Annotated in this window: 24 protein-coding genes; 14 read left to right on the top strand and 10 right to left on the bottom strand. The window is 38.1% G+C overall.

Annotated features, from left to right (window positions below):
- Positions 1–301: 301 nt before the first annotated feature.
- The 6 genes from ppnP (at position 302) to adhP (ending at position 6,176) form a co-directional block, all read left to right on the top strand.
- Positions 302–616: a pyrimidine/purine nucleoside phosphorylase gene (ppnP, locus tag V7068_RS16675; protein WP_499713715.1), complete on the top strand. Its 315-nt coding sequence runs from the start codon at positions 302–304 to the stop codon at positions 614–616.
- Positions 617–762: 146 nt separating this feature from the next.
- Positions 763–1,320: a biotin transporter BioY gene (locus V7068_RS16670; RefSeq protein ID WP_499713714.1), complete on the top strand. Its 558-nt coding sequence runs from the start codon at positions 763–765 to the stop codon at positions 1,318–1,320.
- 18 nt (positions 1,321–1,338) lie between these two features.
- On the top strand, positions 1,339–2,817 hold the full coding sequence (locus V7068_RS16665; protein ID WP_499713713.1) for an AMP-binding protein: 1,479 nt from the start codon (positions 1,339–1,341) through the stop codon (positions 2,815–2,817).
- Positions 2,802–3,896: an acetyl-CoA C-acyltransferase gene (locus V7068_RS16660; protein WP_499713721.1), complete on the top strand. Its 1,095-nt coding sequence runs from the start codon at positions 2,802–2,804 to the stop codon at positions 3,894–3,896. The genes V7068_RS16665 and V7068_RS16660 overlap by 16 nt, the downstream gene beginning before the upstream one ends.
- Positions 3,897–4,044: 148 nt before the next feature.
- Entirely contained in the window at positions 4,045–4,731 is a 687-nt protein-coding gene (locus V7068_RS16655) for a phosphoribosylaminoimidazolesuccinocarboxamide synthase (RefSeq protein WP_252292680.1), read from the top strand.
- A gap of 431 nt (positions 4,732–5,162) precedes the next feature.
- The gene (gene adhP, locus V7068_RS16650; RefSeq protein ID WP_499713720.1) at positions 5,163–6,176 is read left to right on the top strand and encodes an alcohol dehydrogenase AdhP; all 1,014 of its coding nucleotides are present in this window, start codon (positions 5,163–5,165) and stop codon (positions 6,174–6,176) included.
- A 160-nt stretch (positions 6,177–6,336) separates the two neighbouring features.
- On the opposite strand, the gene V7068_RS16645 is transcribed toward adhP, so the two are convergent.
- The 10 genes from V7068_RS16645 to V7068_RS16600 all read right to left on the bottom strand — a co-directional run bounded on the left by V7068_RS16645 (position 6,337) and on the right by V7068_RS16600 (position 16,199).
- Positions 6,337–7,767 carry a sigma-54-dependent transcriptional regulator gene (locus V7068_RS16645; protein WP_499713712.1) on the bottom strand — a complete coding sequence of 477 codons (1,431 nt, stop codon included), beginning with the start codon at positions 7,765–7,767 and terminating at the stop codon, positions 6,337–6,339.
- Entirely contained in the window at positions 7,764–9,380 is a 1,617-nt protein-coding gene (locus V7068_RS16640; RefSeq protein ID WP_499713711.1) for a sensor histidine kinase, read from the bottom strand. The genes V7068_RS16645 and V7068_RS16640 overlap by 4 nt, the downstream gene beginning before the upstream one ends.
- Before the next feature lie 16 nt (positions 9,381–9,396).
- Positions 9,397–10,545, bottom strand: a complete 1,149-nt coding sequence (locus tag V7068_RS16635; protein WP_499713710.1) for an iron-containing alcohol dehydrogenase — start codon at positions 10,543–10,545, stop codon at positions 9,397–9,399.
- Between the two features lie 106 nt (positions 10,546–10,651).
- Positions 10,652–11,140, bottom strand: coding sequence for a methyl-accepting chemotaxis protein (locus V7068_RS16630; RefSeq protein WP_499713709.1), 489 nt, complete (start codon positions 11,138–11,140; stop codon positions 10,652–10,654).
- A 301-nt stretch (positions 11,141–11,441) separates the two neighbouring features.
- Entirely contained in the window at positions 11,442–11,987 is a 546-nt protein-coding gene (locus V7068_RS16625) for a hypothetical protein (RefSeq protein WP_499713708.1), read from the bottom strand.
- 121 nt (positions 11,988–12,108) lie between these two features.
- A complete protein-coding gene (locus V7068_RS16620) occupies positions 12,109–12,759 on the bottom strand; it encodes an amino acid ABC transporter permease (protein ID WP_499713707.1) in 651 nt (216 codons plus the stop codon).
- Positions 12,760–12,773: 14 nt separating this feature from the next.
- Complete coding sequence (locus V7068_RS16615) at positions 12,774–13,412, bottom strand: amino acid ABC transporter permease (RefSeq protein ID WP_127758741.1); 639 nt, start codon at positions 13,410–13,412, stop codon at positions 12,774–12,776.
- Between the two features lie 63 nt (positions 13,413–13,475).
- Positions 13,476–14,288, bottom strand: a complete 813-nt coding sequence (locus tag V7068_RS16610; RefSeq protein ID WP_499713706.1) for a transporter substrate-binding domain-containing protein — start codon at positions 14,286–14,288, stop codon at positions 13,476–13,478.
- Positions 14,289–14,303: 15 nt separating this feature from the next.
- Positions 14,304–15,032, bottom strand: coding sequence for an amino acid ABC transporter ATP-binding protein (locus tag V7068_RS16605; RefSeq protein WP_252292688.1), 729 nt, complete (start codon positions 15,030–15,032; stop codon positions 14,304–14,306).
- Positions 15,033–15,659: 627 nt separating this feature from the next.
- Positions 15,660–16,199 (bottom strand): YkoP family protein, encoded by a 540-nt coding sequence (locus tag V7068_RS16600; RefSeq protein WP_499713705.1) that lies wholly within the window; start codon positions 16,197–16,199, stop codon positions 15,660–15,662.
- A gap of 173 nt (positions 16,200–16,372) precedes the next feature.
- Between V7068_RS16600 and V7068_RS16595 the strand changes: the two genes are divergently transcribed.
- The 8 genes from V7068_RS16595 (at position 16,373) to sat (ending at position 23,281) form a co-directional block, all read left to right on the top strand.
- Positions 16,373–17,011, top strand: a complete 639-nt coding sequence (locus V7068_RS16595; protein WP_499713719.1) for a spore coat protein — start codon at positions 16,373–16,375, stop codon at positions 17,009–17,011.
- Between the two features lie 349 nt (positions 17,012–17,360).
- On the top strand, positions 17,361–18,119 hold the full coding sequence (locus V7068_RS16590; protein WP_499713704.1) for a sugar phosphate nucleotidyltransferase: 759 nt from the start codon (positions 17,361–17,363) through the stop codon (positions 18,117–18,119).
- The gene (gene rfbB, locus V7068_RS16585) at positions 18,098–19,057 is read left to right on the top strand and encodes a dTDP-glucose 4,6-dehydratase (protein WP_499713703.1); all 960 of its coding nucleotides are present in this window, start codon (positions 18,098–18,100) and stop codon (positions 19,055–19,057) included. The genes V7068_RS16590 and rfbB overlap by 22 nt, the downstream gene beginning before the upstream one ends.
- The gene (gene rfbD / locus V7068_RS16580) at positions 19,035–19,904 is read left to right on the top strand and encodes a dTDP-4-dehydrorhamnose reductase (protein ID WP_499713702.1); all 870 of its coding nucleotides are present in this window, start codon (positions 19,035–19,037) and stop codon (positions 19,902–19,904) included. Before rfbB ends, rfbD begins: the two co-directional genes overlap by 23 nt.
- Complete coding sequence (locus V7068_RS16575; protein WP_499713701.1) at positions 19,901–20,359, top strand: dTDP-4-dehydrorhamnose 3,5-epimerase family protein; 459 nt, start codon at positions 19,901–19,903, stop codon at positions 20,357–20,359. Before rfbD ends, V7068_RS16575 begins: the two co-directional genes overlap by 4 nt.
- A 189-nt stretch (positions 20,360–20,548) precedes the next feature.
- The gene (locus V7068_RS16570) at positions 20,549–21,406 is read left to right on the top strand and encodes a sulfite exporter TauE/SafE family protein (protein WP_499713700.1); all 858 of its coding nucleotides are present in this window, start codon (positions 20,549–20,551) and stop codon (positions 21,404–21,406) included.
- A 33-nt stretch (positions 21,407–21,439) separates the two neighbouring features.
- Complete coding sequence (cysC, locus tag V7068_RS16565; protein WP_499713699.1) at positions 21,440–22,060, top strand: adenylyl-sulfate kinase; 621 nt, start codon at positions 21,440–21,442, stop codon at positions 22,058–22,060.
- A 42-nt stretch (positions 22,061–22,102) separates the two neighbouring features.
- Positions 22,103–23,281 (top strand): sulfate adenylyltransferase, encoded by a 1,179-nt coding sequence (gene sat / locus V7068_RS16560; protein WP_499713698.1) that lies wholly within the window; start codon positions 22,103–22,105, stop codon positions 23,279–23,281.
- Positions 23,282–23,536: the final 255 nt, after the last annotated feature.

Here is a 23,536-nt window from a genome sequence, read left to right as displayed (position 1 = left end):
TCTGAATTTGACAATAGGGATGTTTTTACTTTATTTGGGATACCGGCTCAAGCATTTATTATAGATCTTCCAATTGTAGATGTAGTGAAGGTCAGTCTTGTTTATCTTCCGGGAGATACGGTGAAGGCGATACTTGCTTCTATGATCGTATATAGATTAAGAAAGCATCCATTCTTTGCTCGACAGTCGAAGAATTTAGTAGCGTAATAAAATGATAAATTTATTGAATATTTGAATATTTTTGTTTTGTTCAATCTTATTTTATGCTACATTAAAAAAATAACATGAAAGGATGAACAACATGTCTCAGTTAGAAAATGTAACATTAATTAAAGAAGCGAATGTGTATTTCGATGGGAAAGTAACAAGTCGTGCAGTTATCTTGTCTGACGGTACGAAAAAAACATTAGGAATTATGCTTCCAGGGGAGTATGAATTTTCGACAGATTTAAAGGAAGAAATGGAAATCTTGGCTGGCCATTTAGAATATAAGCTGACAGGAGAAGATTGGCAAACAATCGAAGGAAGCGGTGTATTTTACGTTCCCGCTCAGGACAAGTTCCAATTGAAAGTCCATACAGTTACGGATTATTGTTGTTCGTATATTAAGGAGTAAGATTTCTAGAACACCAAAGTTTCAGTTCATCTGAGGCTTTGGTGTTTTTTGTTATTGTAAACTATTATTTTATTATGTTGACATATCGAAATGTAAACCTGTAAAATGATATTATTTACAATATATCATTGATGTGGGGGATTATCATGAAGATTAAAGACATAACATATGTGGCTTTATTTGCAGCGGTGATGGGAGTATTAGGGCTTATTCCACCAATTATGTTAACATTTACGCCTGTTCCGATTACACTTCAAACATTAGGTGTCATTTTAGCGGGAGGAATATTAGGGGCTAGGCTCGGTGCGTTGAGTCAAATTGTATTTTTATTAATTGTTGCAGCAGGTATGCCGCTTTTATCGGGTGGTCGCGGTGGTTTAGGTGTTTTTGTAGGACCAAGTGCAGGGTATTTATTTTCATATCCTCTTGTTGCTTTTTGTATTGGTTATATATTATCTCGTGTTCGTACATTATCGTTAAAACATATTTTAGTAACGAATCTTACAGTCGGAATTTTCTTGATTTATTTGTTTGGGATTCCAGTTCAAGCATTCGTTATGAATCTTGACATTGTTGATGTAATGAAAATGAGTACGGTCTATTTACCAGGTGATATTCTGAAAGCCTTATTGGCCTCGTTTGTAGTTTATAAATTACGGAAAAATCCTGTTTTTAATCGAATGATATCTAAATCTGCTGCTTGATTTGGGAAGGAGTATAGTATGCATACGATTACTGCTACATATAGAACACATGCGGAGAGTTTTCCAAATAAAGTGGCGATTCAAACAATGAATGAATCACTGTGTTATAGAGATTGGTATGAGAGGATAGAGAAAACAGCTTCTTGGTTTAACGAATTCAATACTTTTAATCAAACAGTTGGAGTTTTCATGCCAAATGGGATTCCATTTTTACAGCTTTTTGCGGGAGCAGCGGCGGCAGGGTGGGTCGCTGTTCCGTTTGATATAAAATGGCGGGAGGAGGAAATTCAAAAACGTTTGGATCTCTCGTCTCCTTTTGTTTTACTTACGACAAAAGAGTTATATGAACGTGTGAAGCACCTGCATCCTAATATCCAAGTGTGGGAGCCTTCTTGCTTAGAAAAAGTAAATGAGATTGATAGAGTTAGTAAAGAGAATAGTGGGGATATGCCCTTTTATTTAGGCTTTACTTCAGGATCAACAGGAGAACCTAAAGCATTTATTCGTTCTCATCAATCGTGGATTGCGAGTTTCGAATGCAATCTGTACGATTTTCATATCGATGCGAATGATCATGTCCTGATTCCAGGTGCTCTGATTCATTCGCATTTTCTATATGGAGCAATTAGTACATTATATTTAGGTGGTACGGTGTATGTATTAGAAAAATTCTCTGTATCTCAAACTTTATCAATTTTAGAGGCTGAGCCTATTTCCGTTGTGTATTTTGTGCCAACAATGATTGAAGCGCTGCTCAGGAAAGAAGAGGTCATTGAGCGTCCTGTAACAATTATTTCTTCAGGTGCGAAGTGGGAAGTGGATTCTAAACGAAGAATTCCAGAGGTATTTCGCGATGTATCAATGTATGAGTTTTATGGAGCAAGCGAGCTGAGCTTTGTGACGTTCTTATCTCATAAGGAAAATCAATTGAAGCCTAATTCCGTCGGTAAACCGTTTCATAATGTAGAGATTCAAATTCGTACATCAAACGGTGATGTAGCGGAAACGAATGAAATAGGTAAAATCCATATTAGAAGTGATATGGTATTTATCGGTTATCTACATCCGCAGAATCGTACCATTCGTTCTATTCACGATGCAGAAGGCTGGGTTACGGTAGATGATATGGGCTATATCGATGAAGAAGGGTATCTGTATATAGCGGGCCGTGAGAAGAATATGATTTTATACGGAGGCATTAATATTTTTCCTGAGGAGGTAGAGGCCGTTTTATCACAGCATCGAGATGTGGAATATGTCGCTGTTGTTGGAATGGCTGATTCCTATTGGGGGCAAATGGTCGCAGCGGTCATCGTAGGTACGGCCCCGAAACTGGAGCTGAAACGATTATGTAAGCAGCATTTAGCTGCGTATAAAGTTCCGCGCAAATGGTTCTTTATTGAGGAAATGCCGCTGACGGTAAGCGGGAAAATTGCTCGTGCACAAGTTCAAGAGTTGATTGAGAGGAAGGAGGATTTATTATTAGAAAGGCAGTGATTGTCCAGGCGAAACGAACACCGATTGGGAAAGAAAACGGGATGCTGCGAGAACTTCAGCCACATGAGCTCGCAGCCCCGATTCTTCAACATTTGGCAAGTGGTATCGAGGAGAAGGTAGATGAAGTAATAGTAGGAAATGTCGTAGGTCCTGGCGGCAATGTTGCCCGTTTAGCTGCTTTAGAAGCGGGTCTGCCTTACTCGATTACAGGATTAACACTCGATCGCCAGTGCAGTGCAGGTTTAGAAGCAATTCGTATGGCTTGTTATTTTGTGCAAGGAGGAGCAGGGCAATGTTATATCGCCGGCGGTGTAGAAAGTACGAGCACCTCTCCTTATGAACAGCGGGCTCGATTTTCCCCCGATTGCATTGGTGATCCTGACATGGGGGTAGCCGCTGAACATGTTGCTAAGAAATATGAAATTAGTCGAGAGCGGCAAGATGAGTATGCGCTATTAAGTTATCAGCGCAGTCGAGAGGCTTATACGAATGGGCTGTATGAGCAAGAAATTCTTACAGTTGGAGAACAAAGCAACGATGAAGAATTGCTTCGTGAACGGAAAATGGAGAAGCTATTGAAACGAGCAAGACCGATTTTCGTGAAAGAAAATGGGACGGTAACGGCTGCTAATAGCTGTGCGATTCATGACGGAGCTTGTGCGACATTAGTAATGGAAGAAACGCTGGCGAAACAGCTGGGTTATCAACCTGTATTGCGCTTTGTCGATAGTCAAGTTGCTGGGGTGCATCCTTTTTATCCGGGAATCTCTCCTGTACCAGCCATTCAAGAATTGTTAAACAGAAACAGTTTAACGATAGAAGATATTGATCTTGTGGAAATCAATGAAGCATTTGCATCCAAAATTGTGGCTTGTGCGCAAGAGCTTTCAATTCCTTATGATAAATTGAATGTATGCGGTGGAGCGATTACGATTGGACATCCGTATGGAGCGTCCGGTGCAATGCTGGTCACTCGCCTGTTTTATGAAGTTCAAAGACGCCAACATGTGAAATATGTGTTAGCCGCAATTGGAAGCGCTGGAGGAGTCGGAGTGGCGTTGTTGTTTGAGGTAGTGTAAATAAGCCATGAAAAGGTGCATCCGTAATGAAGGGCTACATTCTAAAAAGTAATTCGTCCAATACTTATTTACTATTAATTGATTTTTCAAAAAAATGATATACTAAAGGGCGAAAGTTATTCTAGTTCATGCAGAGAGGAATTGTACGATGAAACATATTTATACAGGTAAAACGAAAGACGTCTTTGAACTTGAAGATGGTAATTATTTATTAAAGTTTAAAGACGATGTAACAGGCGAGAACGGTGTATTTGATCCAGGTGCTAACACGGTTGGTTTAACCTTAGAAGGAGCAGGTCGTGCGGGACTTAGCTTAACAAAGCACTTTTTCGAAGCATTAAAGGAACAAGGAATTCCTACTCATTACATAGATGCCAACATTGATGAAGCAACCATGACGGTTAGACCCGCTACTGTATTCGGTAAAGGGTTAGAAGTAATCTGTCGTTACCGTGCTGTTGGCAGCTTCTTGCGTCGTTACGGATTGTATGCGGAAGAAGGCCAAGCATTAGATGCATTCGTAGAAGTAACATTGAAAGATGATGGACGTCAAGACCCGCCAATTAGCGAAGATGCACTAGATATGCTAGGTATTTTAACAAAAGCTGAATATGCAGTGTTAAAAGATTTGACTCAACAAATCGGTAATGTTGTCAAAGCGGAATTAGCGAAAAAAGATATTGAACTATACGATATTAAATTTGAATTTGGTCGAGTGGGCGAAGGGAAAGAAATCGTGTTAATCGATGAAATTTCAGGTGGAAATATGCGTGCGTATAAAAACGGTGAATATATTGAACCGCTTCAATTAGAAAAATTAATGTTAGAAGCGTAAGAAATGACCCCAAATTGAGGACATAATTGTTCTTGATTTGGGGTTTTTATACTTTGAAACAGATTACTTTTTTAGAAATCGTGCCAAATACAAGGGAAATCATGCGAATTTGTTAGAGAATCGTACCAAATACAAGAGAAATCCTGCCGATTTGCTAGAGAATCCTGCCAATTAACATGCCATTCTTTATCCCGTCTAAAATGAGCCAAATTTATGTTATAAATAGCCGTTTTTTCGGCCGCTTAATATGTGAAAACCTTGATTTTGTAAGCGCTTTATGTTGGCATGCGACTTGCATTATATAGTAAGTGAAGTTAAAAAAAGGGCGTCATTTATAGGAAGGCGCCGCTAGAAAAGGGAGGAAATGAAGCATGAGTGCAGCAAATCAAGGAAGCACGGTAAAAGTAAAGGCAGGTCAAGAGGTTAAAACAATGAAAGCCGCAGTAGTCAATGAATTTAATCAAAAGCTTGAAATTAAAAATGTCCCTGTTCCTGAATTAGAATACGGCGAAATTCTAGTGAAGATTAAAGCGTGTGGTGTATGTCATACTGACCTTCATGCGGCACATGGAGACTGGCCAGTTAAACCGAAGTTGCCACTTATTCCAGGTCATGAAGGTGTGGGTATTATTGAAAAAGTAGCAGAAGGCGTGACGTCCTTAAAAGTTGGTGATCGCGTTGGGATTCCGTGGTTGTATTCGGCGTGTGGGGAGTGTGAATATTGTTTAACAGGACGTGAAACGCTTTGTCCAAAACAATTGAATGCAGGTTACTCAATAGATGGAGCATATGCTGAGTACTGTAAAGCTCCAGCACAATACGTTGTCAAAATCCCAGAAGGTCTTGATTTTGCGGAGATTTCTCCAATCTTCTGCGCAGGGGTAACGACGTATAAAGCATTGAAAGTATCAGAAGCAAAGCCAGGTGACTGGGTAGCGATTTATGGAATCGGCGGATTAGGACATGTGGCTCTTCAATATGCAAAAGCAATGGGCTTTAACGTTGTTGCTGTTGACATTCAGGATGACAAGCTGGATCTTGCGAAGGAACTAGGAGCAGATTTAACGATCAATGGTTTAAAAACTGATCCAATTCAAGATATTCAAGACAAAGTAGGCGGTGTGCAAGCAGCTATTTCTGTTGCCGTTACGAAAAAAGCATTTGAACAAGCATATAAATCCGTGAAGCGTGGGGGAACATTGGTAGCTGTTGGCCTTCCAAATGCCGAATTGCCAATTCCAATCTTTGATACCGTGTTAAATGGAGTAACGGTGAAAGGTTCAATCGTTGGGACAAGAAAAGACCTTCAGGAAGCGATTCAATTTGCAGCAGAAGGCAAGGTACGTACAAATATTGAAACAAAACCACTTGATAATATTAATGAAGTGTTCGAGCGTTTAGATAAAGGTGAAATTAATGGTCGTGTTGTATTAACAATGGAATAGAGGTTGATAGAAAAGAAGCTAGCTTGAAGGATTGCTAGCTTCTTTTCTCTTCTTATGGAGCAAATGGAACAAAGTATCGAAACATAAAAGCAATAAGTGAAAATAAGGAGATCGTACAAAGAAAAATGAAATGCAGGATGATATAGAGAATTTTCCACTCCTAAGAATGACTTTTTTCATTTAAAATATACCGCAGTTTCCGCATCGAAATGTGCAGTCGTTTGGCTGCTTCGGTGCGATTGCCGTATGTTTGTTGGAGAGCTTGCAGGACAAGTTCTTTACTAACAATAGATTCTAGCTTTTTTATTTCTGATAGCAGGTCAGTGAGATTCATCTCCTCTTTTTGCTGAAAGTCTTCAATAAGTCTTTTTCTCCATTCAGCAAGAGGGTCATTTATCATCGTTTGGACAGCTTTTGTCTCTGGGTTTGCTTGGAGCACGTGACTGTTCGGCAGCACGATGTCTTCTGCTGTTATTTTCTGTTCAGAGTCAGTCAAGGTGAGTGTTCTTGTTATCACATTGGACAGCTCACGAATATTGCCGGGCCAATCGTAGCGTTGTAGTTTTTCGATTGCACAGTCTGAAAATGTCCTGTTAGCTTGTCCATTTCGTTCAATTAGATGTTCAATGAGCAGCGGAATATCGGCTTTCCTGTTGCGCAGAGCTGGGATATCGAGCTTCATGACGTTCAGACGATAATATAAATCTTCGCGAAATTTTCCTTTCATTACTGCTTGCTGCAAATTTTCATTAGAGGCAGCTACTAATCGGGCTTTAGTGTGGAGTATTTGGCTGCTGCCAACACGCATAAATTCTCTAGTTTCTAGTACCCTAAGCAGCTTTACTTGAATAGCCGGGCTTGCATCGGCAATTTCATCGAGAAAAAGCGTCCCGTTCCCGGCAATTTCAAAGAACCCTTTTCTTTGCTGAGTTGCTCCAGTAAATGCCCCTTTTTCATGTCCAAATAATTCACTTTCTAAGAGAGATTCGGAAATAGCCCCGCAATTAAGGGCAATAAAGGGCTCATGGCTTCGTGGACTAGCTAGATGAATGAATCGGGAGAGGACTTCTTTACCGGTACCTGTTTCTCCTTCAATCAATACGTTTACAGATTTTTGAGCCACTTTGTATGCTGTTTCAATAAGTGCTGGCATGGAGGAGTTTTCCCCCATAATGAGTCCTGAATCATGAGCGAGTTTATGCACGACTTGCTGATGTTGAGCGGTACAATGATTTAATAGATTTTCCACTTGTGCTTCGAGGACAGAGATATCATCAAAAGGCTTTTCCATATAGTCACTTGCACCAAGCTTCATTGCTTCCACAGCTGTTTTGATTGTACTATAGCCAGTCATAATGAGTGCTTTACAGCGAGGTTGCAGCGTTTTTAAGTGCCGCAAAAGGGAAAGTCCGTCACAGTCTGGCAGCTTTAAATCAATCATAGCAACATGGAAATGATGGTTATGAAAGTCGAGCTCATAAAATTGTTGACCGCTGTTAACAACCTGAACATGATAGCCTTTTAAAGTAAAAAGACGGGATAAGAAAGTGCCAACTTCCTTTTCATCATCAGCAATAAGCAGATTAATCATGTAATCACCTCATTTGGTAAAGGGAGTTTTAATCGAAATGTGCTTCCGTGACCGTCTACACTTTCAACTTCAATTGTGCCGCCGTGATCATTGGCGATTCCAAGGCTGACTGATAAACCAAGTCCGGTGCCTTTATCGCGTTCCTTTGTTGTATGAAAAGGGTGAAAAATAAGTGGTAAACGCTCCGCTTCAATCCCAATTCCGTTATCTGTAACGGCGATAATAATCGAGTTGGAATCAAGATAGGATTGAATGTGCAGCAGTTTTTCCGTTGATGCAGAAACATCTAAGGCATATTTAGCATTTAACAGTAAATTGATAATAATTTGTTCAATATGCGGCTGACTACCAACTATAAGCGGTAGATCTTTTTGTAAAGAAAGACGAATCGAAATCGCATTTTTTTCAAGCTGAAATTTTAATAGATTAAGAACTTGATGAATAGCTTCATTCACCGAGTAATGTTGAAATTTGTATTCGTCCTGTCTTGAAAAAGTAAGAAGGCTTTTCACAATTTGTTTGCAGCGGTCACCGCAGTTTTTAATATCCGTTAGTAAAGGGTAATCCTGATGTTCAGGAGGGATATTTCTTAGTAAAAGTTGTGAGTTTCCAAGAATGGCTGTTAACGGGCTATTTAATTCGTGAGCGACACCAGCAGCCATTTCACCGATGGCGCCGAGCTTGCCGGCATGAAGCAGTTGGGCTTGGATCTGCCGTTTTATTGTTACATTTTTAAAGTAGGCAATGACACCGTATACTTGTTGTTCCTTATTTTGAATAGGGTACGTATTCATTTCTAAAATGATGTCGTGTGGAAGCAGAATTTCTTGGAATTTTGGCTTTTGGGAAGAGAATGTATCTTGGATGAGTGGTTTTGCTTGATCTATGACAGCTTCAAGAGCGGAAAAGCTTTTCGCTGAATCATTGCACTTGTATAGGTCAATTTGACGGTCAAATACAACAATCATGTCTTCCACTGCCTTAAAGGTGTCTTCCCATTCTTGTTTTGCACGAAGCACTTCTTTATAAAGAGCTGCATTTTCGAGCGTCATGGCTAATTGATTAGAAAGCTGCTCGAGAAAGTCTAATTCTTCAGGTTTCCATTCTTGCTGGTTTTTCCTGCCGAATGTTAAAACACCAATCCCTTCATTTTTGCTGTATAAAGGGACCAATAAAAGGGTTTCAATGTTCAAAGCAAGCAGCCGTCTTTTCTCAGAATAGAGAGCAGGTAAGTGGTCGACTTGAAGATGAATTAATTGTTTGCCATGAAGGGCAGACGTATAAAGAGAAAGCTGCTGCATATGGGTATTAAACTCCAATTCAAGATCACAATGTTCCTCTGGATGAATGTGGAGCAAAGAAGGCTCTTCCTCATGCAAGATAAATAAATGACAATCATCAAACGTGATAAGCTGCTTTAGCTTACTCATCACATTGCGTAAGATTTCCTCAATGCTCATATCAATGTGAATATTTTTAGTTAAATCATTCATGATTTCAAGCTGCATATTTTTCTGTTTTAATTGATCAATTGTTTTCTTTAATTCCGTATAGTACGTTTTTTTTGAAGATTTTACACCGGTTAGTAAATCGATTAATTGGTCTTTAGTCATATTCTTCACCTCATGATTATAAGGCTTTAACGAGTAAACTTTTTATTTGATCAAGGGACATATCACGCGGGTTCGTAATCATACAGGGATCCTCTAGAGCTGATATGCCAATTGTTCCAATCATTTCTTCCGTAATCCCAACATCACCTAAACATGTTGGGGTTCCAATATCATTGGACAGGTCTCTGACGAATTGAATCGCAGCATTGCCTGCTTGCTGTTCTGTTAGCGTGCGTGTGTCAATTCCCATTATTTCCGCTAATTCACTAAAGCGTTGTGGAGAAGCAATTCGATTGAACTCCATCACATGAGGGAGCAGAATTGTGTTAATTTCTCCATGAGGTAATAAATATTTCCCGCCAATGGCATGGGAGATGGCATGGGTTGCTCCTAAAATTGCATTAGAGAAGGCCAGTCCAGCCTGTAAGCTTGCCATAGCCATTGCCTCTTTTGCTTCTTTATTATTTTTGGAAGCAACAGATGGTCGTAAATAGCGTGAAACAAGCGATAAAGCATTTTTGGCTTGAACATCCGTAAGCGGTGTAGCGGCAATTGACACATAAGATTCAATCGCATGTGTTAACACATCCATGCCCGTTGCTGCGGTTAGTTCAGCATCTTTCGTTGTTAATGTGTCTGGATCAATAATGGCGATATCAGGGACAAGCGATTTCGAAATAATGGTCATTTTCTTTTGATGAAAAGAGTCCACTATAACGGAAAATTGTGATACCTCTGAGCCAGACCCTGCTGTTGTCATTACCATTACCATAGGAGGCAAGGGAGAGTGGATTTTATCGATCCCTTCATAATCACAAATGTCTCCTCCATTGGTCGCTAAGATGGCGATGGCTTTGGCTGCATCGAGCGCACTGCCTCCGCCGACACCGATAATAGCGTCGCACTCATGTTGAAGAAAAGAGCGGCAGCCAGCTGTGATTTCGCGATCTTTCGGATTTGTTGTCGAATCAATATAGATGGAGAAAGCGAGCCCTGCACGTTTACATGATTGCATGACAATATTAAGCCATCCGGCAGTGGCTACTCCAGCATCACTGACAATAAAGACGTTTTTAGCACCTAAGCGAGAGCAGGCATCTCCAACCTGCTCAATGGAGCCTTTTCCGAAAATAATTTCTGGAATCACAAATGTATTAAGAGACATTGTCAACATCCTCTCTCTAAGGTAATGGTCTTTCTATCTCTCATTATTTTACATTATAAGGGAAAAGTCTTGTTTGTTCGACGAAATTTTTTGTATATCATATGTATTATAAATTTGCATTTTTACTTAATTCTGAAGCGGTATGTACAATATGGTCAAATGATTGGTGAAACTCTTCGACGATGACCGACTGTTCTTCTGAGTGTGCAGAGATTTGCTGAATGGTTTCGATGGCTTTTTCCATGTTTTTCATCATTTCTTTTAACTGTGGTTCAAAACCTTCAACTGCCTCTTTACTGTTATCCGCCATTTTTTTAATTTCATTCGCTACGACCATAAAGCCTCGTCCGTGTTCACCAGATCGAGCTGCTTCAATCGAGGCATTTAACCCTAAAATCCGAGATTTAATAGCTGTGTCTTTAATTTTTGATAAAACATGCTCAATCGTTCGAATTTCATTTTTTAAAAGGGTAGATTCATCTGCCAGTTCTTGAAGATCTTTTGTAATGACGTTAGAAACAGATGCCATATGCTCGGTTGTTGCTGCCAGCTCTTGGCTAATCGCTGTAAGTTCTTCGGCCTCGGATCGTAACATAATACTTTTTCATGATCAATTAAAAGAAGACAAGCATCTTCTGGATAGGAGGCTTGAATAACTTCTGCATTATCTAGTAATTGTTGTAATTTCGTTTCCAAACTTAATACACGCTCCTTATTTCGTTCCGGCATATATACTTTCAATAATATATTAAACTACTATTCTTCCATTATATGTTCATTATGACATAGACGAATAGGATAATCACGCTTATTTGGAAGAGGAGTGGAGGTATTTTAGGTATTTTTTCTTATTATATGGCTTGTATTCTAGTCTTAATTCAGCATAATAGGTTCCTTTAGTTCACACCTTTTTCCTTCCTCGGCCAAATAAAATAGCTGCAACAAATAATAAAGTCAATAGCTAAGACGAGAGACCAAACTTTGAACGTCCCCATTAATGCTTCAGTTCGACTAGCGTGGTCGATAATATAAATAAGTGCGAATAGTAGCCCAATGCCGATTAGATAAGCTAATACATGGCGAAACCAACCTTTTAAATAATGTTTAGCATAGTCGTAGCCATAGCGTTTCTTTGGTTTAGGCCCCTGTTTTGTCACATAATATTGAAAACGTTCATCTGCCCATTGAACCATGCTTTTTCCAAATGCAATGGAGACACCGATATAAATTGCCGCAATGCCATGAACAGTTGTGGCAGTAGCTCCATTATATAAGTCTAAACCTGTAACAATTAATAAAATAATATCGATAACAGGTGTTAGGGCTAATAGTAAAAATCCTAGTTTTGGCTTCTTTACTATATAACGCGTCACTAATCCCAGAATGATGACAATCCAAAACGCAATTTCGCAGGCAACAATAATCCATCCTATAAAGTTCAAAGCAATCCTCCTTGAGCAATAATATATTTTATGTAGATTTTACCATCATAGTAATTTGTCGACTACTAAAGTGGGGGAAGGACGAAAAAAACGAGGCGTGATCATCACGCCTCGTTTTCTTTTAACCTTGTTTTAATTCTAATCGCCGAGCAAGGATAGATAGTGTGTAGTTCACAACAAAATACATAATAGCTACGAGCAGTAGAATTGGGACGAAATAGTTAATATTTTGTGCATAAATAATTTGACCGTGGTGCATGAGTTCTGGTAAGGAAATGACGACTGCCAGTGAAGTATCCTTTAATAAAGAAATAAATTGACTGACCATAGGAGGAACCATTCGACGTAAGGCTTGCGGCAAAATGACATATCGTAAAGCTTGCACATAGCTTAAGCCTGATGAACGAGCAGCTTCCATTTGTCCTTTTTCAATTGAATTCAATCCGCTCCGAATTACCTCAGAAATCATCGCTGATTCAAATACAGTTAAGGCAACAATGGCAGCAGGAACAATTTCTAGTTTGAGACCGATCTCAGGTAGTGCAAAGTACGTAAAGAAAATAATCAATAGTAGAGGCAAGTTTCTTATTGTTTCTACGATAACAGCGACTATTTGTGAAATAACAGGTATTTTTGCATATCGTAGAATACCGAAAATTCCACCGATAATGAAGCTTAAAATGATAGAGATGAACGCGACTTTAAGTGTTACCCAAAATCCTTCTAATAGGAAGGTAAGATGGTCTGGTGAGTATGCATTAATAAAATCCATAATAGTACCTCCCCTCAATTACTCTTAGCTAGGCGTTTTTCTAGATACCCGACGCCAAGACTTAGAGGAATGGTAAGTAGTAAGTAAAAGATCGCTACGAATATGTAAACATCAAATACAACAAATGTTCTGGAAGAAATTAAGTCACCTTGGTACATCAGATCAAGACCCGCAACGACTGATAGAATAGAAGAGTTTTTGACAAGATTAATAAACTGGTTTCCAAGTGGAGGTATAACGATTTTGAACGCTTGAGGTAAAATAATCAAACGCATCGCTTGGACATAGCTGAGACCTGAAGAACGAGCGGCCTCCATTTGTCCCTTTGGCACAGATAAAATACCTGCTCGAATCGCCTCGGCAATGAAAGAAGACGTATAAATGGATAAGGCAATCGTACCTGCCATTAAACCATCCAAACGTAAGCCAAGAAAAAAGAAAAAGACAATGATTAGAAGTGGAATATTACGAATAAATTCGACATAAGCGGCTCCTAATGCATTTAAAGGCTTAAATGGTACAATCCGTATCACGGCTATTAAAATACCAATTACTAAACTTGCAACCAATGCAATCAAACTTGCCGTGATGGTAATTTTAAACCCTTCCAAATACATGTCTAGATTGTTTGTCAGTATGGAAAAATCAAGCACGGCTATTCACTCCTCTAATTAATCAGGATGAGCATTATGCTCATCCTGATAATCAAACCTATATTATTTTTTGATCCACTTTGCATAGATTTCGTCATATTTACCTGAATCTTTAAGTGCTTTAAGCGCTTTGTTTAACTCGTCTACAAGTGCAGTATTGCCTTTTTTAACAGCGATACCGTATGGTTCTTCTGTGAAAGTTCCACCGACTAATTCATACGATGGATCTTCGTCAGCCATACCATAAAGAATCGCATCATCTGTTGTTAAAGCATCGCCTTGGCCAGCTTTTAAAGCATTAAAAGCTTCTGCATAGTTTTCGAATTCAAGAACCTTTGCATCAGGTGCTTTTTCACGGATATTAACAGCAGAGGTAGAACCTTTAACCGCGATTACTGTTTTTCCTTTTAAATCATCAATGCTTTTGATACTGCTGCCTTTTTTAACAAGCAGGGATTGTCCTGCATCAAAATAAACATCTGTGAAATCAACCTCTTTTTTACGCTCTTCTGTAATCGTCATCGTTGCTACAATGACATCGATATCACCGTTATTTAAAAGCGGCATTCTCGTTTTGGACGTTACTTCTTTGAACTCAACTTTCGTTTCATCACCTAAGATTTCGCCAGCAAGTGCTTTAGCGATATCAATATCAAAACCTTCTACTTCGCCTGTGCTAGGGTTTTTTAATCCAAATAGGCGTGTATCATTTTTTACACCAAACACAATTTTGTCTTTTTCTTTAATTTGAGCAAGCACGTCTTTTGTTTCGTTCCCGCTTTTTTCTGTTTCTGTGGATGTCTCTTTTCCACACCCAGCTAGTAAAATGACTGCTAGTATGGAAAGCAGCAGTCCTTGTAACCATTTTTTCTTCATACTATTTCCCCCTATTTAATGATTTAAAATACGACTAAGAAATAGGCGAGCTCTCTCTTCGCGAGGGTTTGCATAAAACTCAGCCGGTATTGCCTCTTCTAAAATGCGGCCTTCATCCATGAAGACGATGCGGTCAGCCACTTCACGAGCAAAGCCCATTTCGTGTGTTACAACGACCATTGTCATTCCTTCATGTGCAAGTGCCTTCATAACATCAAGAACCTCGCCAATCATTTCTGGATCTAAGGCTGAGGTTGGTTCATCAAACAACATAATTTCGGGATTCATAGCTAATCCTCTCGCAATGGCTACTCGTTGTTGTTGACCACCGGAAAGTTGAGAGGGATAGGAGTCTGCTTTGTTGGCAATTCCTACTTTTTCTAAATATTTTTGAGCGATTTTTTTAGCTTCGGCTTCTGATTGGCCAAGGACTTTCATTGGAGCAAGCATGATATTTTGAAGTACGGTTTTATGAGGGTATAAATGAAAATGTTGAAAGACCATCCCGATATTTCGGCGTAGTTTATTAATATCTGTTTTTTTATCTCCAACAGATATACCGTTAACGGTCAATGATCCATCTGAAATCGTTTCTAAGCGATTGATACATCGAAGCATCGTGCTTTTCCCTGATCCAGAGGGGCCGATGACGACGACTACTTCACCTTTGTTAATGGTGAGATTAATATCTTTTAAAACATGAAAGTCACCATAAAACTTATTGACTCCATCAAAAACAATCATATGTATCCATCCTCTCTTGACCTAAACAACATATGTGTGATACACATTTTAAATCGACTATGATAGTTTCATTGAGAAAGCAGTTGATTTATAACATGCAGGTCTTTTGGTTCAGGTAACTTCTAGAAGTATCCTTGTTAAATTATAACATATTAGTATAATGATTTGTAATTAAATGCTTAAAAAGGATAAAAATGTACGTAAAACCTTAAAGAGGATACTTGAATAATGATATTGAAGTAGATTGTTTTTTTGAAAAAATATAATAAAAGTAGATTGATAGCCAGATTATCATGATTTAGTTAGGTAGATAAAGGTTTTATTAATAGGTGGGGTTTTGACTGAATGCTTATTGTAGATTCATGAAGAGTAAGACCTTTACTCATAGAGGTTGTCCTTTACTTTAGTTAGTTTTGTGTAAACCGTCATAAAAAGTATTGTGCGTTATCGACACCAATCCTCGATTCCAAATGTGTCTAAGGTATTGAAAAATGGATTAGCATTCTTAATGAAATGAAAAGCTTCGTCCTTTTGTATCGTATCATAATTATTTTTCCTCCTTTATAAGTGATAGATTGGAACATCCATTATTTACAAAAATTTCGAGCCGGAATATGAAAGTAATGTTTAATGTCCCTTATATCTACTAGTTAAACCATCCTTGGACATAAATAAATAACTTGGAGGGGTAGGATGTTTATAAGAGTTTGTTCTTGATAAGAGGCTGATTGGTAAGAAACTTGCCCATTTAAACCATTTATAAAAAAAGTTTGTAATAGGAATAACTTCAAAACCAAGATGGTTAGCTCCTTTATTCAATGTAGTGATTCCGATAATCCCTTTGATTTGTTTTACTTGAGGATGCTGTTGAATAAACAAAACTAGACTTGGCAAAGATTCTCTGACAGCTTGAAAAACAAACCGACCTCTTCGTAAATCGCTTTTGATTTGTTTTAATTCTTTTAATAAAACAGCGTTGTGTAAATGGATTTTGATTAAGAGGTCATTTTTGTTAATTGCGGTCCCATCCGATAAGATTACATTTTTGCCTTTATAGCGTGTAAGTTTGACACGTAAAATACTTTCATCTGGAAGATAATTCAAATGGGAAAGACGATAATAAATTGGATCAACTAAATTCCAAATATTCAATAGATAATTTCTCATTTCTACAGAATCCCTTCTTGTTTTGTTGCTTTTAGTATTCATTGTTCGGTGGATAAATATTTCGGGAATTAGAGGGATTTAAAATTGGAAGGTTCATCTAAGAATATCTCCGTTTTTTTGTTACATAATAAAACCGTTATGTTTTTAACAATAAAGAGGAGGAATGTATAATGATGCAAAACCAACAAGGACAAATGCACCAAAATATGCACACAGGCTCTGTACCTCAGCAAATGAATCACGGCGGTCACGAAGTATTCGATGTACATGAGGTGCTAACAGGATCACTTGGTACTCTCAGCCAATATATGATACTGCGCCAATATGTAAAAGACCAAGAATTAATGAGCATCTTGGATCGTCAATACCAATTTATTCAAGACGAGTATAATCTTCTTGTAGAATGTTTTAAAACAGGTCAAGACCCTTCTAAGCGAACAGAAAGCTATAATATGACACAGGACAATGACTTTATCTATGGTTTAACGCCAACTCAACCAAAAAAGCCGATGCAGTCTGTATCAGAAATTACGGATGAATGTGTGTCTGGATTAATGCTTAGTGCTGTGAAGTCCATGGCCTCCATGAAGACGATGGCAGCTTGTGAAGTAACAAATCCAGTTGTGCGCAGAGTGATAGCTGCTAGTGTTCCAAATTGTATCGAAATGGCTTATGAAATTTCGATTTATCAAAATAAACATCATTATTATCAAGTACCACAACTTGCACAGCAAGATATGCAGCAGCTTCTAAATGCGTTTGAAACTGCTCAAAGTATGCCGCAAATGCCTAATAATCAGAAGCTTCAATAATAGGATATATAGGTTTTTTATGAAACCCAATAGATGACATACTATTGGGTTTTTTTGATTGCCTGCTTTTTTAACTAAAAAAGAGAGCGAGATTAGGTCAATAAAGTAAACGTGATTTTTTTAGATTCTATCCACTACCGCGCTTTCGCTTGATGGCTTCTTCATTCTGTACTTGAATGAAGAGGGAAAGTTTTGTCCGGTCTAACTGGCCATCTTCTTATAGTAAATTCGTTCGAATTCTAAAGGCGATAAATACCCAGTTGCTTTAGAACAGTAATTTCGGTTACAAAAAGTTAGGTATAACATNNAATATATGGCTTCCTGAATAGAGTAAAGGTGGGATTTTTTAATGAAAGGCGTTATTCTTGCTGGTGGTACAGGTTCTCGGTTACGACCATTAACTAGCTTTCTTAACAAGCATCTTTTGCCAGTTGGTCCATATCCGATGATTTATTGGTCAATCATGAAATTAAAGGATGCAGGCATAAATGACATATTAATTATTACGAATAAACATCACCTTGGCTCCTTTATTGAATTATTAGGGCAGGGAGAAGAATTAAATGTAAATATTGAATATAAGATACAAACTCATATAGGTGGAGGGGTGGCAGATGCTCTTGTCACTGCGAAGAGTTTTATTGAGAATGAAAAATTTGTGGTCATACTTGGAGATAATATATTTGAAGAGTCATTATCTTCTTATGTTCAAAAGTTTGAACTACAACCGTCTGGTGCAAGAGTACTTTTAAAAGAAGTGAAGGACCCATCACGGTATGGTGTACCCCAGTTAGATAAAACAAAAACTAGTATTCAAGTGATTATTGAAAAGCCAAGTCATCCTCCTTCTTCTTATTGTGTTACGGGTATTTATATGTATGATTCTCACGTTTTTGATCTAATTACAAGCATCCATCCATCACACCGTAATGAATTAGAAATTACAGATGTGAATAATTTATATATTAAACATAGTCAACTTCAGTATGATATCCTTCAAGGTTGGTGGGTGGATGCAGGTACGCATGAGTCGCTGTATCGAGCAAATCAATATGTATATGAAAATATAAAGAGGAGGGATGTCGAGTGGGCAAACATCTCCTTGTAACGGGTGGAGCCGGTTTTATAGGAGCCAATTTTATTGAATATGTACTTAAGCATTCTAATTATCATATCACAAATGTTGATTTACTAACTTATGCTGGAAATCTAGACAATACAAGTTCGTTTCAAAGATCGAATCGATATCGCTTTATTCAAGCTGATATTGGGAATTCAAGTGAGGTAGTGAAAGTCTTTGATCAGAACTATCATGCCATTGTTAACTTTGCGGCAGAATCTCATGTAGATCGTAGTATTGAAGACGCTTTTCCATTCATTCATACAAATATTTATGGCACCTACAATTTATTGCAAGCCGTTTTGTTAGGAAAGGCTCAGAAAATGCTCCAAATTTCTACAGATGAAGTATATGGTTCTTTAGGAATGAACGATTCTCCGTTTACAGAAACGACCTCCCTTACTCCAAATAATCCATATTCTGCAAGTAAAGCCAGTGCAGATTTGTTAGTACGTTCGTATTTCAACACTTATCAGCTTCCCCTAATAATTACACGTTGCAGCAATAACTATGGACCTATGCAACATGAGGAAAAATTCATTCCGAAGGTTATTACGAATGCATTTAATCATAGTACCATTCCTGTATATGGGGATGGCTTAAATATTCGCGACTGGATTTATGTTGAAGATCATTGCCGCGCTATCCACATGGTTCTTGAAAAAGGTGAATTTGGAGAAGTTTACAATATCGGTGGTTTAGAAGAAAAAACAAATGTAGAAATCGTGAAATTGATTTTAAATCATCTAGGAATAGGTAAACAACTAATTCGCTATATACCGGATCGAAAAGGGCATGATCGAAGGTATGCAATGGATTCTACAAAAATATTAAGAGAACTCGGATGGCTGCCACGGGTCTCTTTAAATGAAGGTATTCAGAGGACAATAGAATGGTATCGGAATGCTGGACAAAAGAGTGGGTGAGAGTTTGGATATTATTATTACTGGTGCAGACGGTCAACTAGGGAAAGAACTTAAACGAAGGTTAACCCCTTTTCATTCTGTAATAAGTTTAAATAAACATGAATTGGATATCACGCAAAAAGACGTTGTCTCTCAAACTATTTCTCAACTTAAGCCTCAAATCATTATTCATGCGGCGGCATTCACAGCCGTGGATCAATGTGAAATAGACCGTAAAAAAGCATTTGAAGTGAATGGTCTTGGTGCAGGCTATGTTGCGCTGGCAGCGAATCATGTTGGTGCTCGGATGTTTTATATTAGTTCGGATTATGTGTTTGATGGACGTAAACAATCTCCTTATTTAGAAGATGATGCTCCAAATCCCCAGTCTACTTATGGCATGAGCAAATGGGTTGGAGAGCAATGCGTACTGGCATTTAATGAAGGAATAGTTGTCCGAACATCCTGGTTATATGGTCATGATGGAAAGAATTTTGTTAGGACGATGCTAGAACTAGCAAAGCAAGGGAGGGAAATTAAGGTCGTAGATGATCAAATTGGTTCTCCTACTTATGTTAACGACCTTACTGAGAAGATGATTTCTTTATTCGATAAGAAAAACGGAATTTATCATATAAGTAATTCGGGTTCATGTACGTGGTATGAATTCGCTAAAATGATTTTGGAAGAAGCGGGATTTAATTCAGGGCTTGTAAGACCAATTTCTACACAGGAATATGGAGCATTGGCCCCGCGACCACATTATTCTATCCTAGAGAATAGAGCTTTGCTTAGAGAGAACATCAGTAGATCTCGTCATTGGAAGGATGCATTAAAAGAATTTATTCGAAAGGAGTCCTGGTTATGATTGAAGGAGTTCTAGTTAAAAAATTGGTTAAACATTGTGACGACCGCGGTTTTTTTGCAGAACTCGTCCGCGATGATGAGCCTGAATTATTAGCACGGTTTGGTCAGGCTTCATGGTCAATGAGCTATCCGGGAGTCATTAAAGCCTTTCATTATCATGAAAAACAAGATGATTTATGGTTTTTTCCTTCTGGTAATGCACAGGTTGTTCTTTATGATTTACGGGAGGATTCTCCTACAAAGGGAAAAACCGATGTGTATTATATGGGGGAGGAAAATCCCATACTGCTATTGATTCCAAAAGGTGTAGCGCATGGATATCGAGTGCTAGGAGAACGACCTGCTACGATTATTTACTTTACAACGGAATCTTATGATTCGGAAAATCCTGATGAGAAACGGATACATTGGGATGATTCAGAAATTAATTTTTCTTGGGAAACGAAGAACAGATAAAAATATATTTTGAGGGTGAAGTGATAAATAGTTTGAGAGGCCAGTTCCGTTATTGTTATTAGTGGAATAGGGTCTCTTTTTATGTGGGATAAAGTAACCTTTTCAGAGTGTCAAACGTTACAGAAATAACATAATTTAATTAACGAGTTTATGAAAGAAATAAGGTAGTAATTTTGCAGGGGTGGAAAAATGAGAAAACTCATTGTTTTTGCATTTATTGGTTTTTTAGCTCAGCTCATTGATGGGTCTCTAGGTATGGCATATGGTGTTACTTCGACATCCATGTTATTAACGCTCGGTATTGCCCCTGCAGTAGCTTCGGCATCTGTACATTTCGCAGAAGTAGTAACTACTGCAGCTTCTGGTGTTTCCCATATGAAATTTGGAAATGTTGATCGACAAGCTTTATATAAATTAATCATTCCAGGATCTATTGGGGCGTTTATAGGAGCGTGTTTTCTGAGTAATGTGCCAGGTGAAGTAGTAAAGCCCTATATTTCAATATTTTTATTGATTCTTGGTTTATATGTTCTTTTTCGTTTTTTGTTTATGTTCCATACACTCACTGAAAAGAAGTCCATTGATTTAACTAGGAAAAAGTCCATTTTTTTAGGAATTGTAGCTGGATTTGCAGATGCAACTGGTGGAGGTGGATGGGGTCCCATTACAACTCCAGTGCTTTTATCAAAAAAGGGGGTTTCCGCTAGAAAAGTTGTTGGTACAGTCGATACTAGTGAGTTTGCTGTCGCTGTTTCCGCAACTCTCGGGTTTCTTATAGCGTTAGGTTGGGAAGAAGTTAACTGGTATTGGGTCATCGCGTTGATGTTAGGCGGAATTATTGCAGCCCCCATTGCTGCATGGCTAGTTACAAAATTGCCTTCTTACTTATTGGGGATCCTTGTCGGGGGCTTCATTATATTGACTAATACTCGTACGTTGATTAACACCTGGTATGTAAATGAGTTATGGACACTTATTATTTACCTGGTTATATTGATTGCTTGGTTAGCATCAATAGTCTTTGCAATACGAAAGAATAAAAAGTAAATGCTATCAATGTGAAAATAAAGGGGAGATTTTGTGGATCCACAACAGCATATCTTTCATCAATCTTTTGCCGTTACAAAAGAGCATCGACAATCTTTACATGGTCATAGAAGTTATATTCTTTGGTTTACAGGTTTATCAGGTTCAGGCAAGTCGACAGTTGCTAATATGGTTGAGGGGCAACTTCATAAGAAAGGGATCTCCACATACATTTTAGATGGTGATAATCTACGTAAGGGGTTGAATCAAGATCTTGGATTTAGTTCTGAAGATCGCAAGGAAAATATTCGCCGTGTGGGGGATGTATCTAAACTATTTGTAGAAGCAGGTATTGTTGTGTTAGCCACATTTATCTCTCCGTACGCTAGTGACCGTGAGAATATTAGAAATAAGGTAGGAAAGGATGAATTTATTGAAATTTATGTAAAATGCTCTTTGGATGACTGTGAAAAAAGAGATCCAAAGGGATTATATAAAAAAGCTAGAACAGGAGAAATCACTAATTTTACAGGAGTTTCAGCTCCTTATGAAGAGCCGGAACATCCTGAAATCATAATTGAAACCAATCGATTTTCTGTTGAAGAATGTGCGCTGCAGGTTATCGATTTTTTAGAAAATAAGGGGTATATGATAAAGAAAGATTGTTCAGTTTGACGAAATGCGTATGGAGTCTAACGATTTATGGAGGTGCAATCTATGGATGTTCCCAAATCAACCATTGAACCACACGGAGGCACGCTGATTCAGCGTAAATTAACAGGGGCTGTATATGAAGAATTTCTTAATACGTGTAAATCATTACCTTCCCTTACTATTTCTAAATGGAGTATTTCTGATATTGAATTGATTTCAAATGGAGGATTCAGTCCGCTAATTGGATTTATGGGCAAAGAGGATTACCAAAGTGTGTTAAAAGATATGCATTTAGCAAATGGATTACCCTGGACAATTCCCATCACCCTTCCTGTAACGAAGAAAGAGGCAAATCGTTTAAATGTAGGAGATACAGTCACTCTTTACAGCGAGGAAGGAAAACTTCATGGAGTCATTCAGTTAGAAGAAATGTATGAATATGATAAAAGAGAAGAAGCGCAACTTGTGTATCAAACGACAGATCCTAATCATCCCGGTGTAAAAAAGCTGTATGAACAAGGGGCTGTGTATCTATCTGGGCCAATTTATCTATTGAATCGCTCTTCACATAAAGGGTTTGAAAAATTTTATATGGAACCAAGTGAAACTCGAAACATGTTTTTTGAATTAGGTTGGAATACGGTTGTAGGATTTCAAACGAGAAACCCGGTGCACCGTGCTCATGAATATTTGCAAAAAACGGCTTTAGAAATCGTTGATGGACTTTTGTTACATCCTTTGGTTGGTGAAACAAAAAAGGACGATATACCCGCAGAAGTACGAATGGAAAGCTATCAAGTTCTATTAAATAATTATTATCCATTGGATCGTGCACGTCTTGTCATTTACCCAGCTGCTATGCGTTATGCAGGTCCAAGAGAAGCTGTCCTTCATGCACTCGTTCGAAAGAATTATGGTTGCACTCATTTTATTGTGGGACGTGATCATGCTGGTGTAGGAAATTATTATGGTACCTATGATGCTCAAAAAATTTTTAGCCAGTTTGATTCTAAGGAGATTGGGATTAAACCATTGTTTTTTGAACATAGTTTTTACTGTAAAAAGTGTATGAATATGGCCTCGGTTAAGACATGTCCGCATTCTGATAAAGAAAGATTTATTTTAAGCGGAACGAAAGTTAGGGAAATGCTTCGAAATGGTCTTACTCTGCCCCAGGAATTTACGCGTCCTGAAGTGGCAGAAGTACTTATCAGAGGGATGAAGCAGAAAAGTCAGGAGTAACTTAGAGAGTATATTTTCCATTTAGAATAGCAATAAGTTGATTACACGCAGGAATCAGCTTATTGCTATAGTTTCCGAATTATAGACATTAACTTCAAGGTAGGGATAAACTAGTCTGGCTTAAATTTGATAGAATGCCACACTGCCCATAATCTCTTTTTTATCTATCTCTTCAGATAAGTTTCTTGAATTCTTTTTGCCGAGAGAGGAACTAACGTAAGCGTCAAATATTCCCCACCTACAATTTGTAAATAA

This window comes from Bacillus sp. JJ634 (assembly GCF_036962285.1).
In the GTDB taxonomy this organism is placed as follows: Bacteria; Bacillota; Bacilli; order Bacillales; family DSM-1321; genus Peribacillus; species Peribacillus asahii_A.
The sequence above is the reverse complement of the archived record's forward strand: the minus strand, read 5'-3'. Positions and strand labels throughout refer to the sequence as shown.